This window comes from Mixta mediterraneensis, assembly GCF_014946725.1.
Classification (GTDB): domain Bacteria; phylum Pseudomonadota; class Gammaproteobacteria; order Enterobacterales; family Enterobacteriaceae; genus Pantoea; species Pantoea mediterraneensis.
In genome coordinates this window covers 96,631-109,846 of sequence record NZ_JACFXY010000007.1, presented here as the reverse complement: position 1 = coordinate 109,846, position 13,216 = coordinate 96,631, and the positions used below count along the sequence as shown (strand labels likewise).

The window sequence follows — 13,216 nt, the reverse complement described above, 5'->3', positions numbered from 1 at the left end:
ATTCTACGCTTTTACCCCGCTTCGCTCACTATTTTCGCAAATACCTGTTCAAGCCGTTTCAAATCACCGGAAGCGCCAGCCTGATTTGCGGCAGCCCAGTTTTCCGTCTCAACCTTACCCCAGTCGAGCAAAAACCCCGCATGCAGCGCCAGCTGTTCGAAGAAGATGCGCTGGGCGCGACCATTGCCTTCACGGAACGGATGCAACATATTGATTTCGCAATAGTAGTGTGCGATACGCTGTACAAACTGTTCCGCTCCCAGATCGGCTAAACCTTTCTCTTCTTCCAGCGCGCTCATCAGCGTATTGCCCTCTTTTTCGATATATTCAAAATGGCAAAACGGCATATCGTCGCGCCAGATATCGATGGTTCGTAACTCCCCGGCCCAGCTATAGTCATCCTGGAAAAGGGTACGATGAATATGGCAAAGATAAGGCAGGCCCAGGGTACTTGCGCCCAGTTCAAGCGTGGCAAGGCGTGCAGCGCTGAAGCTTAACTCCGCTTTACGCAGCTGAACGGCATCATAAATATCAAGGCGATTTTTCAACACATCCTCGTTGTGCCACAGGTAGGGATCGCGGATAACGGCAGCGTTATTGGCCATACTGTCTCCTCAGCGATTCCAGTCGCGTCTGAGCATCTTCGCCTTTTAGTGCGGGTTCATTTAGCACTAAGCCTTCCAGCCGACAGCTGGCCTGATAGCAGGCTGCGCGCCGCTGTTGCCAGAGCGTCGATTTTTGTTTCTCGGTGAGTTTGTTTGCCATATCGCCTCCTGGCTGCGTTTTGCCCTAAGTATAAGAGCAAAATTTTCCTTTGCCGGAGGCGTGGCAATGTTCGCCATCTGTCGATGGCGTTAGAAGTGTTAAGGCAGAACTTTTGCAGAGAGGATAACGACCGGTTTTGTTGGCACATTCTGGTATGGACCGACGTCTTTGGTTGGGACCTGAGAAATCTTATCTGCCACTTCAATCCCTTTCACTATTTTACCAAATACCGCATAACCAAAATCACGCTGACCGTGATCAAGGAAAGCGTTATCTGCCACGTTCAGGAAAAACTGGCTGGTAGCGCTGTCTTTATCTGCTGTACGCGCCATAGAAATGGTACCGCGCAGATTACGCAGGCCATTGTCTGCTTCATTTTTAACAGGCGCGTTGGTCTGCTTCTGTTGCATATCAGTCGTAAAACCGCCGCCCTGAATCATAAAACCAGGGATCACGCGATGGAAAATAGTGTTGTTGTAGAAACCACTATTTACATAATCGACGAAATTTTTCACTGTAACCGGCGCTTTTTGATCGTTCAGTTCGAGTTCGATATTACCGGCAGAAGTGGTAAGCAGAATGTGTGTATCGCCTTTAGCGGCTAATGCCGAGGCAGAAACCGAGGAGAGCGCTAACAGGGCAACTGCCGCTGTCAAAGTACGTTTAAACATAAAAGATTCCTTACCTTGGAGAGCGAGCTCAAAACGAGATTGATTGTAAAGAGCATGTATTCTAAGAGCCAGCGTTTTACCTTTATTTACGTGCGCATTAACGAAACGGTGTAATCGATAAACGCCGGACATTAATTGATTGAAATCACATTAATAGTGAAATAATAGATCCAGATTTTCATTGATTGTTTATTAAGGGCACCGTTCCGTTTACACTTTCTCACACTTTTACCGACCTTCCGGTATTTAACAGGTGCAGAAATATGACAAACCGAAATCGTTTAGGCCTTACCTGGATCAGCTTTTTTTCTTATGCGCTTACCGGCGCGCTGGTGATCGTTACCGGCATGGTAATGGGTGATATTGCGAAAGATTTCCAGATCCCCATCTCCAGCATGAGTAACACTTTTACTTTTCTTAATGCCGGTATTCTGGCGGCGGTTTTCCTTAATGCCTGGTTGATGGTCATCGTACCCCTTAAACGCCAGCTGATCTTTGGCTTTGTCTTAATGATACTGGCGGTAGCAGGTCTGATGACCAGCCGCGATCTAAGCATCTTCTCGCTGTGTATGTTCGTACTGGGCGTGGTCAGCGGTATCACCATGTCGATTGGCACTTTCCTGATTACACATATATATGAAGGTCGCCAGCGAGGCTCACGCCTGTTGTTTACCGACTCCTTTTTTAGCATGGCCGGCACACTGTTCCCAGTGCTGGCAGGCATCCTGCTGGCACGCCAGTTGCCCTGGTATTGGGTCTACGCCTGTATTGGCGTCATTTACGTCGCGATTTTTGTGCTGACGCTGCTGGTAGAATTTCCGGTCCTGAGTAAACCAGAAAACAGCCCAACGGTAGAAAAAGAGAAGTGGGGCGTTGGCGTGCTGTTCCTGTCGATTGCCGCGCTGTGCTATATCCTGGGTCAACTCGGCTTTATTTCCTGGGTGCCGGAATACGCGACCAAAACCATGGGCATGGATATTGCCAGCGCGGGTCAGCTGGTCGGTAATTTCTGGACCGCCTATATGATCGGCATGTGGGTGTTCAGCTTCCTGCTGCGTTTCTTCGATTTGCAACGCATTCTGATGGTTCTGACCGGCCTCGCCACGGTATTGATGTACTGGTTTGTCCGCAGCAACGATGCCGGTATGCTGAGCTGGATCATCATGACACTAGGCTTCAGCTCCAGCGCGATTTACACCACCATCATTACGCTTGGTTCGCTGCAAACCAAAGTCTCGTCGCCAAAGCTGGTGAATTTTATCCTGACCTGCGGCACAGTCGGCACTATGTTAACTTTCGTGGTAACCGGACCGATTGTTGAGAAGAGCAGCGTGCACGCTGCACTGTTTACCGCTAACGGTTTGTATGCGGTGGTGTTCATTATGTGTGTGCTGCTTGGTTTTGTGTCTAAGCATCGCCAGCATGGTCACGTCACGCATTAATCCTTTCGGGCGGCGCTGCGGCGCTGCCCTCTTCCTTCAACCTTTGGCATCCTTCCCTCTTTTTCCTGCCGGTAGATGACATATTGCGCCGGTTGGAAGCCCAGATAAACGCTGACAGACCACCGCTGCAGGAACAGCCGCGTTATAGTAACGGGCGCTTCAGTAGAACATGAGCGCTTACAGCCCGCACGCTTCAGCTTGAACCGCTCGACTTTTTATTATGCAGCCATACTCAGCGTTGCGCTTTTTGCAGCCGCGGGTGAAAAGCGGTCGCTGTGCCGCATCCAGTAAAAACGGCGGGTTCAGGCCCGCCGCTTTTTTTTACCGCTTAACACTCAAGGCTGGGCGACAAAACCCACCGCTTGATACACCTTCTTCAGCGTCTCTTGCGCCTGCGCGCGCGCTTTAGTTGCGCCGTCACGCATTACCTGTTCCAGCAAAGCTTCGTCATTCCGGAAACGGTTATAACGCGCCTGCAATTCCGACAACATGCCAGAAACCGCATCGGCTACTGCACCTTTCAGATGACCATACATTTTGCCTTCAAACTCTTGTTCCAGCTCGGCAACAGGTTTGCCAGTGACGCCAGACAAAATATCCAGCAGGTTAGAAACGCCGGGCTTTTCTTTAATGTCGTAGCGCACCACTGGCGGCTCTTCGGAGTCGGTCATGGCTCGTTTGATCTTCTTCACTACCGATTTAGGATCTTCCAGCAGGCCGATAACATTATTGCGATTATCGTCAGACTTGGACATCTTCCTGGTCGGCTCAAGTAGCGACATCACGCGTGCGCCTGATTTCGGGATGAATGGCTCCGGCACCTTGAAAATTTCGCCATAAAGCGCATTAAAACGGCTGGCAATATCACGGCTCAGCTCCAGGTGCTGTTTCTGATCTTCACCCACCGGCACCTGATTAGTCTGATACAGCAGAATGTCTGCGGCCATCAGCACCGGGTAATCAAACAGGCCCGCATTAATGTTCTCTTCATAGCGCGCCGATTTGTCTTTGAACTGGGTCATACGGCTGAGTTCGCCGAAATAGGCGTAGCAGTTCAAAACCCAGCTCAGCTGCGCATGTTCTGGCACATGTGACTGGACGAAAATAGTGCTTTTCTCAGGATCGATACCGCAGGCAAGATAAAGCGCCAGCGTATCCAGCGTGGCTTGACGCAGAGCAGCAGGATCCTGACGCACGGTGATGGCGTGTAAGTCAACGATGCAGTAAATGCAGTGGAAATCGTCCTGCATCTGCACCCACTGACGCAGCGCACCCATATAGTTGCCAATGGTCAGTTCGCCGGACGGCTGTGCGCCGCTGAAAACGATGGGTTTGCTCATGATTGTGTCCTGATAATTACAGCCCAAGAGCGGGCAAAAGTTCGTCGAAAGAGTTGAGGGTTAAATCAGGCTGGCTGGTAGCAATCGGCTCGCCGTAATTGTAACCAAACGTCATGCCGATATTGGGCACGCCAGCCGCCTGGGCAGCGAGAATATCATTGCGGGAATCGCCGACAAACAGTAATTGTCCCGGCAGTAGGCCGAACTTACCCAGTACCAGAAAAATCGCAGCAGGGTGTTTTTTTCACAATGACATCATCGCCACCAATAATCAGCGAAAACGCGTCGGCAATACCGAGCGAGGCTAATAAAGGCGCAACAAAGGGGGTGGGCTTGTTGGTAACAAGAGCCAGCGGAATGCCTTTAGTCTGCAGCGTTTCCAGCGTCGCTTTTACCTGTGGAAACAGCGTACTGCCCGCCTCCACCGTGTCGGCGTAATGCCTGTCGAATAAGGCACGCGCATCGCGTTGCTCGTCCGGCTGCGGCTCTCGGCCCAGTGCATACGTCAATGCACGCGACATCATCACGTCAGCACCATTGCCAATCCAGGTGGATACGCGCTCGATGCCAGCGGCAGGTAATTTTAGATCTGCCAGCGTACGATCAATCGCATCGGACAGGCCCGGCGCGCTGTCTACCAGCGTGCCGTCAAGATCAAATGCCAGCGCACGAATATCAGTGAAATGAGCCATTCGCTTTCTCCAGCTCGTTGCGCATATCATCAATGACTTTTTTGTAATCGGGATGACCAAAAATAGCGGATCCAGCAACAAACATGTCGGCACCCGCTGCTGCGATTTGCCCAATGTTATCAATCTTCACACCACCGTCCACCTCAAGACGAATGTGGTAGCCGCTCTGATCAATGCGTTTACGTGCTTCGCGCAATTTATCCAGCGTACCAGGAATAAAAGATTGCCCACCAAAGCCTGGGTTCACCGACATCAGCAGAATGATGTCCAGCTTATCCATCACGTAATCGAGATAGCTGAGCGGCGTGGCGGGATTGAACACCAGGCCTGCCTTGCAGCCGTGTTCTTTGATCAGCTGTAAGGTGCGATCGACATGCTCGCTGGCTTCGGGATGAAACGTAATATAGGTGGCGCCGGCTTTGACGAACTCAGGGATTAGCGCATCAACCGGTTTCACCATCAGATGCACATCGATAGGTGCGGTGATGCCATAGTCGCGCAGCGCTTTCAGCACCATCGGCCCCATGGTCAGGTTGGGAACGTAATGGTTATCCATTACGTCGAAGTGAACCACGTCGCCTCCAGCCGCCAGCGCTTTTGCGGTGTCTTCGCCCAGACGGGCAAAATCCGCCGAAAGGATTGAAGGGGCCAGCAAATATTGTTTCATCCGTTTCTCCCACTGTTGTGCGCCAACCTTGCGGCTGGCGTAATGCGTTGGTCGCGGACGAAACCGACTAGCTAAACAGTGCCAGCAGTTCGTCGACCTTTGTGCGACCGCTTATGCTTCGGCTAATAGAACGCCGGGCCTTAACCACATATAACACTGCCTCCTGATACCATAAACGTGTGAGTGCAGTGTCATGGTTGGAAATCAATACCGGGATCTGGCTTTCTGTCGCCAGCTTGCCAGCCAGCTCTGCCAGATGCTGCTGTTCACGCAGACTAAAACTGTTGGTGTGATACGCCGTAAAATTGGCCGTCGCGGACAGCGGGGCATACGGCGGATCACAATATACCACAGAGCCTTTGCGGGCATTGCTCAGGGTAACATCGTATGACTCACAGACAAATGTCGCTTTCTGTGACCGCTCGGCAAACCATAGCAGCTCCGCTTCAGGAAAGTAGGGTTTACGATAACGACCAAACGGCACATTGAATTCGCCACGCAGGTTATAGCGGCACAAGCCGTTGTAGCAGTGACGATTCAAATAGAGGAACAGCAGTGCGCGCTGATAGCTGTCGGCACTGAGGTTGAATTCGGTACGGCGCAGGTAATAGCAGGCTTCAGTGTTGCCTTCCGGGGTGAACAAGAGCTGTGCATCACGAATAAAATCTGCCGTGCGATGCTTAACGATGTTGTAAAGATTAATTAAGTCGCTGTTAATATCAGCAAGATGGTAATGGTCAAATTCGGTATTAAGAAACACCGATCCGGCACCAACAAAGGGTTCAACCAGGCAGTCACCTTGCGGTAAATAGCGATGAATTTCTTCAACTAAGGGAAACTTCCCCCCTGCCCATTTCAGGAAAGCGCGATTTTTCTTCATGCTGTCGTGGTTAATACATCTTATGGTGAGGCTGTGGCTGGACCGACAGCAGATCTGCGCTTAAAAACGGGGCCAGGGTGACTGGCCCCACATAAACTATTGAGCTTCTTTCTTCACCTGGCTCAGCGGCTTCACCCAGGGGTTCTGCTCACGAACGTCTGCCGGTAGCGAGGCAACGGCGCGTTTAGCCTCGGCGGGGGTCGCGTAAGAGCCACTCACCAGCACGTACCACGACTGACCGTTACGGGTGGTTTTATATACGTGATAACCGCTGAGATTCTGTTTCTTCGCCCAGGCATTCAGGCTGTCTTCACGCGATGCGCCGCTCAGCTGCAGCGTATAGTTGCCGCTCGGCAGTGATTTGCTGGAGGCACTGCTTCCTGCATGGCTACTGGTGTCAGAACCGCGGGTAACCGGACGCGCTGGCGTAGTATGTGTTTTGCTTTCGCTGGTTACGGGCTTCGTCGCTGTTTTATGCGGCTGCTCGCGTTGAGTTCGCACCGGCGAGCTGTTTTTACCCGCTGCCGGGCGGTTCGCCGGCGCTGTGGCTGTATGGTTCGCATTGCCACTTACCGTGGCCGGAGCCGTTGGTAAAGAACCGGTGTTCTGCGCACCCTGCGCAGCGTTATCCATTTGCTGCTGCTGATTATTCAGCGCGCTGTTGAGGTCGCCTGGCAAAGTGACGCGTTGCTGGTTAGCAGGTGCTTCAACTGGCGCGGCCTGAGTAGGAGTGGAGGAAACTTCAGGCATTGAAATGTCACGCGGCGCGTTGCTGGCACTCTCGCCCGCAGCTGGCGGGGTGTTTACGGCTGATGCAGCTGGTCCGGACGAATTTTGCCCGCCGGTCATGGAAGTCGCCCCTGTAAGATCGATATTTCTGTCGCCGTTAGCGTTAGATCCACCTGTGGATGTAGCCTTACTGCTATCAGACGCCGGTTTGCTGTCGTCCGGGCCATTCAGCGCCGAGCCAATGCCCAGCACTAACAGCAGCAAAACCAAAATGCCGATGCCCATCATCATTTTCTGACGGGAAACCGGCACTTTAGGTGCAGAAGTCGGCTTGCGTGGACGCGAGGGACGGCGGTCACTGGCGTCAGGTTTTAACTCGTCTTCCGGTTTAAACTCATCCATTTTGCCTCCTCAGTAAAGCGGGTATAGGTTGCGCTTCACCGCGCAGCTCTGCCGCTTAACTGCTTATTATCAAGTTTTCTGGCAATCGTTAATTGCAGCCAGCACCATATCATGCGCTACGCCGCCACGCACTTCAGAACGGCCAATCGATAAAGGCAGCACCAGGCGTAATTCGCCAGCGAGGACTTTCTTGTCGCGCATCATATGAGGCAAGTAGTCTTCCGCTTTCATCGCTTCTGGGCCATGCACCGGTAAACCGGCACGATGCAGTAAAGTGATAATGCGATCGGTTTCTTCGGTTTTGAACTGGCCTAAACGTTCTGCGGTATGTGCTGCCATAACCATGCCCGCAGCAACAGCTTCGCCGTGCAACCAGTTGCCATAACCCATGTGTGCTTCAATCGCATGACCATAGGTATGGCCCAGATTCAACAGCGCACGCTGGCCGGTTTCCCGCTCATCAGCAGCAACCACTTCCGCCTTCAACTCACAGCAGCGACGAATACAGTACGCCATGGCTTGCGTTTCCAGCGCCAGTAACCGATCAAGATTTTGCTCCAGCCATGTGAAAAATTCGCCATCCAGAATGATGCCGTACTTAATCACTTCCGCCAGACCTGACGCCAGTTCGCGTGGCGGCAACGAGCGTAAACAGTCAGTATCAATTATCACCGAAGCGGGCTGATAAAATGCACCGATCATGTTTTTACCAAGTGGATGGTTAACGGCGGTTTTGCCACCCACGGAAGAATCAACCTGTGACAACAAGGTCGTGGGCACCTGAATAAAGCGTACACCGCGCTGATAGCTGGCTGCAGCAAAACCGGTCAGATCGCCAATGACCCCCCCGCCTAAGGCGATAAGCGTCGTGTCGCGACCGTGCGGCTTTTGCAGCAGTGCGGTAAAGACTTGATCCATCACGGCCAGCGTTTTGTACTGCTCGCCGTCGGGTAAAACCACCTGATCCACTTTTACGCCCGCCGCTGTCAGCAGCGCCGACAGCTTCTCAAGGTAGAGCGGTGCCAGTGTCTGGTTAGTCACCAGCATGGCATGATCGCCCGCTTTTAGCGGCCAAAAAGAAGCCGGATCGTTAAACAGTCCGGCGGCGATAGTAATGGGGTAACTACGTTTCCCCAATGCAACGGTGATCTTCTCCATAATGCTCAATACCTGTTACAGAGCCTTTAAGCGTTGGATCAACTTTTTTCCAACATGTGGATAATCTGATTCGCCACCACTTTCGCACTCTGATCATCAGTACGGATGGTGACATCGGCGATCTCTTCGTACAGCGGGTTACGTTCGTCAGCTAACGCTTCGAGCACTTCGCGTGGTGGTGAATCCACCTGCAACAGCGGACGTTTTTTATCACGCTGCGTGCGCGCCAGCTGCTTCTCGATAGTGGTTTCCAGATACACCACGACACCGCGGGCGGAGAGACGATTACGGGTTTCCCGGGATTTAACGGAGCCACCGCCAGTCGCCAGGACGATGCCTTGCTTCTCGGTCAGTTCATTGATGATTTTTTCTTCGCGATCGCGAAAGCCAGCTTCGCCTTCGACGTCAAAAACCCAGCCCACATCCGCTCCGGTGCGTCGCTCAATTTCCTGATCGGAATCGAAGAACTCCATATTGAGTTGCTGAGCCAACTGACGGCCAATAGTGCTTTTGCCGGCACCCATCGGCCCAACCAGAAAGATATTGCGTTTTTCTGCCATTTTGTCGGTATTACTAAGAATTCGTTAATGATACCCCGCGTTCAGCTTTTTGCTGGCGGGACAGGAACTGAGACCTCATGAGCATTAGCAAGAGTCAGACGAAAAATTATCTCAACACTCAAGGCCGTTTGGCAACCGATTATATTGCCTGCGGCACATCCATTTCTGAATTGGCCTGTAGTTCGCGAAACTGTAACGCGTCAGCGCTGCGTTTTTTCAACGCCGCCTTCAGAGGAGATTTCTTTCTGAGCTGTCTGCTGAGCTTAACCCAACATAAACGGTTACAACGCGGTTACAACATATTGAAAATCGCTAAACCTTGTAAGCTAATTCCTGCCCTGCGTCAATGCGGATGGCATTCAGGAACGTATTTTCCGGTTTATCCGGCGATAAGCGCTGCTTCCCTGACCAATCGAGGCGTTATAAAGATAACCAGCTCTCTTTTTTTGCGCTCTTCTGTTTGCTGCCGAAATAACGCCCCCAGTAAGGGCATATTGCCCAGCAGTGGAACCTGTCGTTGTCCGTGCGTTCGCTGCTGCTGGAAAATACCACCGAGCGCCAGCGTCTGCCCATCTTTTAGTGTCACCTGCGTTTCAATTTCCTGTTTATCAATTGATAGCACCTCTGTATCACCCGTTTGAATACTGCGTCCCGGCACGTTCTGGCTGATGCGAATTTTTAGCTGGATACGGCTATTGCCTAATACTGTTGGCGTGACTTCCATCCCCAGCACGGCCTCTTTGAATTCAATGCTGGTGGCCCCGCTGTTTCCCGCCGACACTTCATACGGGATCTCCGTGCCTTGTTTAATCGAAGCCGTTTGCTGATGAGAAGTAAATAAATGAGGGCTGGCGATAATTTCAATCTGGTTTTCCTGCTCCAGCGCACTCAGTTCCAGGTCCAGCAGCTGTCCACCAATACGCGCCAGCGTAACGCCAACACTTACGCTGGGGGAGTTCACAGCTAGCGGAATATCCAGCCGGGGATTGCGTAAAGCCTGAATGGCAGCACCTTCGCCAGCATTTAAAGCCCAGTTAACCCCAAGCTCATGCAGATGTTCTTCACTGATCGTCACAATATGCGCGGCCAGCTCGACTTGCTCCAGCGGGACGTCCAACGCCTGAAGCCAGCGTTCAGTCTCTTTCAGCGCCAACTCGGTATCCCGCAACAATAAGGTATTGGTACGATTATCCACCGTGGCGCTGCCACGCGGCGTCATTAATGACTGACGCTCACTTTGCAGGCTGCGATGCACATCGCTGGCATTCGCATAATGCAGCACAACGCTGCGCTGCTTTAGCGGCAGTTGCTGCTGCTTCTCTTCCTGCTGTGCTTTTTCCTCCTTTCGCTGTTGTTGCTGCCAGCGTTCGGGATATACCAGCAAAACATTTTCCTCTTCAATCAGCGTCAGACGTGCCATACGCGAAACCAGTTCCAGCGCCTGCGCCCAGGGCATATCATCCAGCCGCAGCGTCAGTGCGCCTTGTACACCCGGCGCGATCATGAGGTTGATATGTTGATAATCCGCCAGCGCCTGTAAAATGCGCTCTACGGGTGCATCGTCAAAAGCCAGGCTGAGTTTTTCTTTATGGCTGGCGAAGGCGGGAGCCAGGCAACACAATGCCAGCATCAAAATGCTCGGCCTTATCACGCGCGTGTCCTTTTATTTGAAATGAGAGGGTCTGCGTTGAGCAACTGTTTTCCACCACCAGCGAGACGCGACTGCGGGTTAACGATGCCAGTCGCCACGGTGCCAGCGGAAAGGGTTGCCCTGCATCTACCGTGATGATTTTGCCTTGTGGGCCAAGTAGCCAGGCGCGGTAATGATCTTCACGTCCAATAATCCCCTGCAAGCGCCAGCCAGGCAGCGTTTCAACCTGTTGAATGCAGGCTGCACCCGCCATGGGTTGAAACGGATCGCGGGCTAACGCGCTGCCGCAGCACATCAGCAAAATAAGCAGGTTAGGACGCATCGTCATGCTCCAGCCACAGTTCAGCAACCAAATGCGCTTGCTGCATTGCCAGCTGAAAACGCTGTGGAAAAGGCACGGCTGCCTGAGCCAGTTCGGCAAACAGTGGTTGAAATTGTGTCCACTGCAAATGCAGGATTAAGGTTCGCGGCTGAGCCTCTGGCAGCCATTGCTCAAGCTGCTGACCACGCATCGCCAGAAGGCGTTCTAAGGCCGGGGTTGATGAGACTGTATGTAATTGCGCAGAAATCTGCGCCAGCTGGTCATGTAATGTCTCGGGTAAGGGATGTTGAGATAATTGATTCTGACGTTGTTGCAAGCGTTGTTGTTGTTTTTCCAGCACAGCCAGCACATCTTGCCGCTCCAGTCTTAGCGGACGCAATAACAGTGCCCAGCACAGCAGCCACAAGCCCAGCGCGCCCACCAGCAACATGGCGTAGCGCGGTAATGGATGCAGAGATAACCAGCGCTGTATCCCTTCATTCATTAGCCATCTCCTGCAACTGTGCCCGCAACGAGAATTGGTAAATCCCTTCGGATTGTCGTTTTACGCTGCCCTGCCTGACCTGGACAAAAAGTGGCTGACCGGCCAGCTGATGACGAAAAGTGCGTATTGCCTGCATATTTTCTGCATGGCCTTCCACCAGTAATTGAAGATCACGCTTCTCCAGCCGTTGTAACCACAGCGTATCCGGCAATAAAGCCGGTAAATCCAGCCAAAACTGTTGCCAGATGGCGAGCTGTTTTGCCTGAAACTGCTGCTTATTTAGCTGCTTTTGCTGCATATCCAGCATCTGCATCGCTTGTTTTTGCTGCGTCAGGCGCTGAGCGACCTCCTCCAGTGCAATGCGTAGCGTGTCTTGCTGCTGCAGTGCAGTCTGTGTGGCTGCGTATATCCTCCACGCCTGGAACGAAACCAGCAGTACAATGCCAGACAGTAGCAGCGAAACGATCGTCAGCGCTTGACGACGCTGGTACTGCCAGCGCCGCTGACGCCAGGGAAGAAGGTTTACGGCAACCATCAGTCATCCCCCTTACGCAGAGCCAACCCGGCGGCAAGCGTGAAATCATCCGGACACTCAGGTAGCGGCGGTTGCTTATAATGGAAGAGATCGAAAGGAGAAAAGAAGTCTGTGCCTGCAGCAAGCGCACGTTCCTTGTTATCGCACAGAAGAATATGGGCGCCTTGTGGTAGAACCTGCTGCAATGCTGTCAGCGTGGCCGCATCGTCTGACGTGCAAATCCCCTCACTGTCACACCAAAGCCAGCGTTCACCGTGGCGTAACACCAGCACGCTATTGGCGGGCAGTTTTGCGGCTTTTGCGATCACGCTAAAAGCATGGGTTGTCAGCTCAAAGACTTCCGGCTGCAAACCGGCTTGCTGCAATGGCAAACACCACTGATCAACCACGGATTGTCGCGCCGCCGTTACGTAAAGCTGATCGCCTGCCGGATCAGAACGATAGTCCAGCGCCAGCGCTTCCGGTTCTATGGGAAACAGTTTTCGCGCGGCGGTTTGTACGTAGCGGCGCATTATGGGTTCGCACATCTGTTGGGTCGGTAACGGTAAAGGCCGTTGCAACACCAGCTGCACAGGCAGGCCAACGCGCAACGAATAGCGCTGGGGTAAGCGTTTACGCCACGAGGTTAACGCCGCGACTAACTCAGGTGAAGATTGCAGCACGCCGTTTCTTAACGTATCTTGCGGCAGCTGTTGCTGCCACCAGTGGCACAACTTCCAGCCTTCACGACGTTGCTGGACGGCAAGGGCATAAAGCTGCCTATTCTGAATATCCAGTCCAATTTGCCAGGTATGAAAAGCCATGCGCGCGATCTCCTTATCGTCCGGGGAAAATGGACATATCAAAGCGTCTGGCTTGCCTTTATACTACCGCGCGGTTGTTTATAAACTGCCCAATTGACAACAGATGGGAAATCTC

General features: G+C 52.6%; 15 protein-coding genes and 1 pseudogene. 1 reads left to right on the top strand and 15 read right to left on the bottom strand.

Features of this window, described 5'->3' with window-relative positions:
• Window positions 1-11: 11 nt before the first annotated feature.
• The 3 genes from H2P46_RS13975 to ppiA form a co-directional block, all read right to left on the bottom strand.
• The gene (locus tag H2P46_RS13975) at window positions 12-605 is read right to left on the bottom strand and encodes a putative adenosine monophosphate-protein transferase Fic (protein ID WP_193405612.1); all 594 of its coding nucleotides are present in this window, start codon (window positions 603-605) and stop codon (window positions 12-14) included.
• A complete protein-coding gene (locus H2P46_RS13970) occupies window positions 595-765 on the bottom strand; it encodes a YhfG family protein (RefSeq protein ID WP_193405611.1) in 171 nt (56 codons plus the stop codon). Before H2P46_RS13970 ends, H2P46_RS13975 begins: the two co-directional genes overlap by 11 nt.
• Before the next feature lie 98 nt (window positions 766-863).
• Window positions 864-1,436 (bottom strand): peptidylprolyl isomerase A, encoded by a 573-nt coding sequence (gene ppiA / locus H2P46_RS13965; RefSeq protein ID WP_193405610.1) that lies wholly within the window; start codon window positions 1,434-1,436, stop codon window positions 864-866.
• Window positions 1,437-1,699: 263 nt separating this feature from the next.
• On the opposite strand from ppiA, the gene tsgA reads away from it, so the two are divergent.
• Complete coding sequence (tsgA, locus tag H2P46_RS13960) at window positions 1,700-2,878, top strand: MFS transporter TsgA (RefSeq protein WP_193405609.1); 1,179 nt, start codon at window positions 1,700-1,702, stop codon at window positions 2,876-2,878.
• 335 nt (window positions 2,879-3,213) lie between these two features.
• On the opposite strand, the gene trpS is transcribed toward tsgA, so the two are convergent.
• The 12 genes and pseudogenes from trpS to pilM all read right to left on the bottom strand — a co-directional run bounded on the left by trpS (window position 3,214) and on the right by pilM (window position 13,101).
• Window positions 3,214-4,218, bottom strand: a complete 1,005-nt coding sequence (gene trpS, locus H2P46_RS13955; protein WP_193405608.1) for a tryptophan--tRNA ligase — start codon at window positions 4,216-4,218, stop codon at window positions 3,214-3,216.
• A gap of 16 nt (window positions 4,219-4,234) precedes the next feature.
• Window positions 4,235-4,910, bottom strand: a pseudogene (locus H2P46_RS13950) (phosphoglycolate phosphatase).
• A complete protein-coding gene (gene rpe, locus H2P46_RS13945) occupies window positions 4,894-5,577 on the bottom strand; it encodes a ribulose-phosphate 3-epimerase (protein WP_193405607.1) in 684 nt (227 codons plus the stop codon). The pseudogene H2P46_RS13950 and the gene rpe overlap by 17 nt, the downstream one beginning before the upstream one ends.
• A 67-nt stretch (window positions 5,578-5,644) precedes the next feature.
• On the bottom strand, window positions 5,645-6,457 hold the full coding sequence (dam, locus tag H2P46_RS13940) for an adenine-specific DNA-methyltransferase (RefSeq protein WP_193405606.1): 813 nt from the start codon (window positions 6,455-6,457) through the stop codon (window positions 5,645-5,647).
• A 96-nt stretch (window positions 6,458-6,553) separates the two neighbouring features.
• Entirely contained in the window at window positions 6,554-7,588 is a 1,035-nt protein-coding gene (locus tag H2P46_RS13935; protein ID WP_193405605.1) for an SPOR domain-containing protein, read from the bottom strand.
• 69 nt (window positions 7,589-7,657) lie between these two features.
• Window positions 7,658-8,746, bottom strand: a complete 1,089-nt coding sequence (gene aroB, locus H2P46_RS13930) for a 3-dehydroquinate synthase (RefSeq protein ID WP_193405604.1) — start codon at window positions 8,744-8,746, stop codon at window positions 7,658-7,660.
• A 38-nt stretch (window positions 8,747-8,784) separates the two neighbouring features.
• The gene (aroK, locus tag H2P46_RS13925) at window positions 8,785-9,306 is read right to left on the bottom strand and encodes a shikimate kinase AroK (RefSeq protein ID WP_193405603.1); all 522 of its coding nucleotides are present in this window, start codon (window positions 9,304-9,306) and stop codon (window positions 8,785-8,787) included.
• 379 nt (window positions 9,307-9,685) lie between these two features.
• The gene (gene hofQ, locus H2P46_RS13920; protein ID WP_202987464.1) at window positions 9,686-10,936 is read right to left on the bottom strand and encodes a DNA uptake porin HofQ; all 1,251 of its coding nucleotides are present in this window, start codon (window positions 10,934-10,936) and stop codon (window positions 9,686-9,688) included.
• A complete protein-coding gene (locus H2P46_RS13915) occupies window positions 10,893-11,279 on the bottom strand; it encodes a HofP DNA utilization family protein (RefSeq protein WP_193405601.1) in 387 nt (128 codons plus the stop codon). Before H2P46_RS13915 ends, hofQ begins: the two co-directional genes overlap by 44 nt.
• Complete coding sequence (locus H2P46_RS13910) at window positions 11,269-11,763, bottom strand: HofO family protein (protein ID WP_193405600.1); 495 nt, start codon at window positions 11,761-11,763, stop codon at window positions 11,269-11,271. Before H2P46_RS13910 ends, H2P46_RS13915 begins: the two co-directional genes overlap by 11 nt.
• Complete coding sequence (locus H2P46_RS13905; protein ID WP_193405599.1) at window positions 11,756-12,298, bottom strand: PilN domain-containing protein; 543 nt, start codon at window positions 12,296-12,298, stop codon at window positions 11,756-11,758. Before H2P46_RS13905 ends, H2P46_RS13910 begins: the two co-directional genes overlap by 8 nt.
• A complete protein-coding gene (gene pilM, locus H2P46_RS13900) occupies window positions 12,298-13,101 on the bottom strand; it encodes a pilus assembly protein PilM (protein ID WP_193405598.1) in 804 nt (267 codons plus the stop codon). Before pilM ends, H2P46_RS13905 begins: the two co-directional genes overlap by 1 nt.
• Between the last annotated feature and the right edge of the window lie 115 nt (window positions 13,102-13,216).

Coding starts and splice junctions, on each gene's coding strand:
- tsgA (WP_193405609.1), top strand. CDS start 1,700: ATGACAAACCGAAATCGTTTAGGCCTTACCTGGATCAGCTTTTTTTCT.
- aroB (WP_193405604.1), bottom strand. CDS start 8,746: ATGGAGAAGATCACCGTTGCATTGGGGAAACGTAGTTACCCCATTACT.
- ppiA (WP_193405610.1), bottom strand. CDS start 1,436: ATGTTTAAACGTACTTTGACAGCGGCAGTTGCCCTGTTAGCGCTCTCC.
- H2P46_RS13910 (WP_193405600.1), bottom strand. CDS start 11,763: ATGAATGAAGGGATACAGCGCTGGTTATCTCTGCATCCATTACCGCGC.
- H2P46_RS13915 (WP_193405601.1), bottom strand. CDS start 11,279: ATGCGTCCTAACCTGCTTATTTTGCTGATGTGCTGCGGCAGCGCGTTA.
- H2P46_RS13935 (WP_193405605.1), bottom strand. CDS start 7,588: ATGGATGAGTTTAAACCGGAAGACGAGTTAAAACCTGACGCCAGTGAC.
- trpS (WP_193405608.1), bottom strand. CDS start 4,218: ATGAGCAAACCCATCGTTTTCAGCGGCGCACAGCCGTCCGGCGAACTG.
- dam (WP_193405606.1), bottom strand. CDS start 6,457: ATGAAGAAAAATCGCGCTTTCCTGAAATGGGCAGGGGGGAAGTTTCCC.
- H2P46_RS13905 (WP_193405599.1), bottom strand. CDS start 12,298: ATGGTTGCCGTAAACCTTCTTCCCTGGCGTCAGCGGCGCTGGCAGTAC.
- rpe (WP_193405607.1), bottom strand. CDS start 5,577: ATGAAACAATATTTGCTGGCCCCTTCAATCCTTTCGGCGGATTTTGCC.
- hofQ (WP_202987464.1), bottom strand. CDS start 10,936: ATGCTGGCATTGTGTTGCCTGGCTCCCGCCTTCGCCAGCCATAAAGAA.
- pilM (WP_193405598.1), bottom strand. CDS start 13,101: ATGGCTTTTCATACCTGGCAAATTGGACTGGATATTCAGAATAGGCAG.
- H2P46_RS13970 (WP_193405611.1), bottom strand. CDS start 765: ATGGCAAACAAACTCACCGAGAAACAAAAATCGACGCTCTGGCAACAG.
- H2P46_RS13975 (WP_193405612.1), bottom strand. CDS start 605: ATGGCCAATAACGCTGCCGTTATCCGCGATCCCTACCTGTGGCACAAC.
- aroK (WP_193405603.1), bottom strand. CDS start 9,306: ATGGCAGAAAAACGCAATATCTTTCTGGTTGGGCCGATGGGTGCCGGC.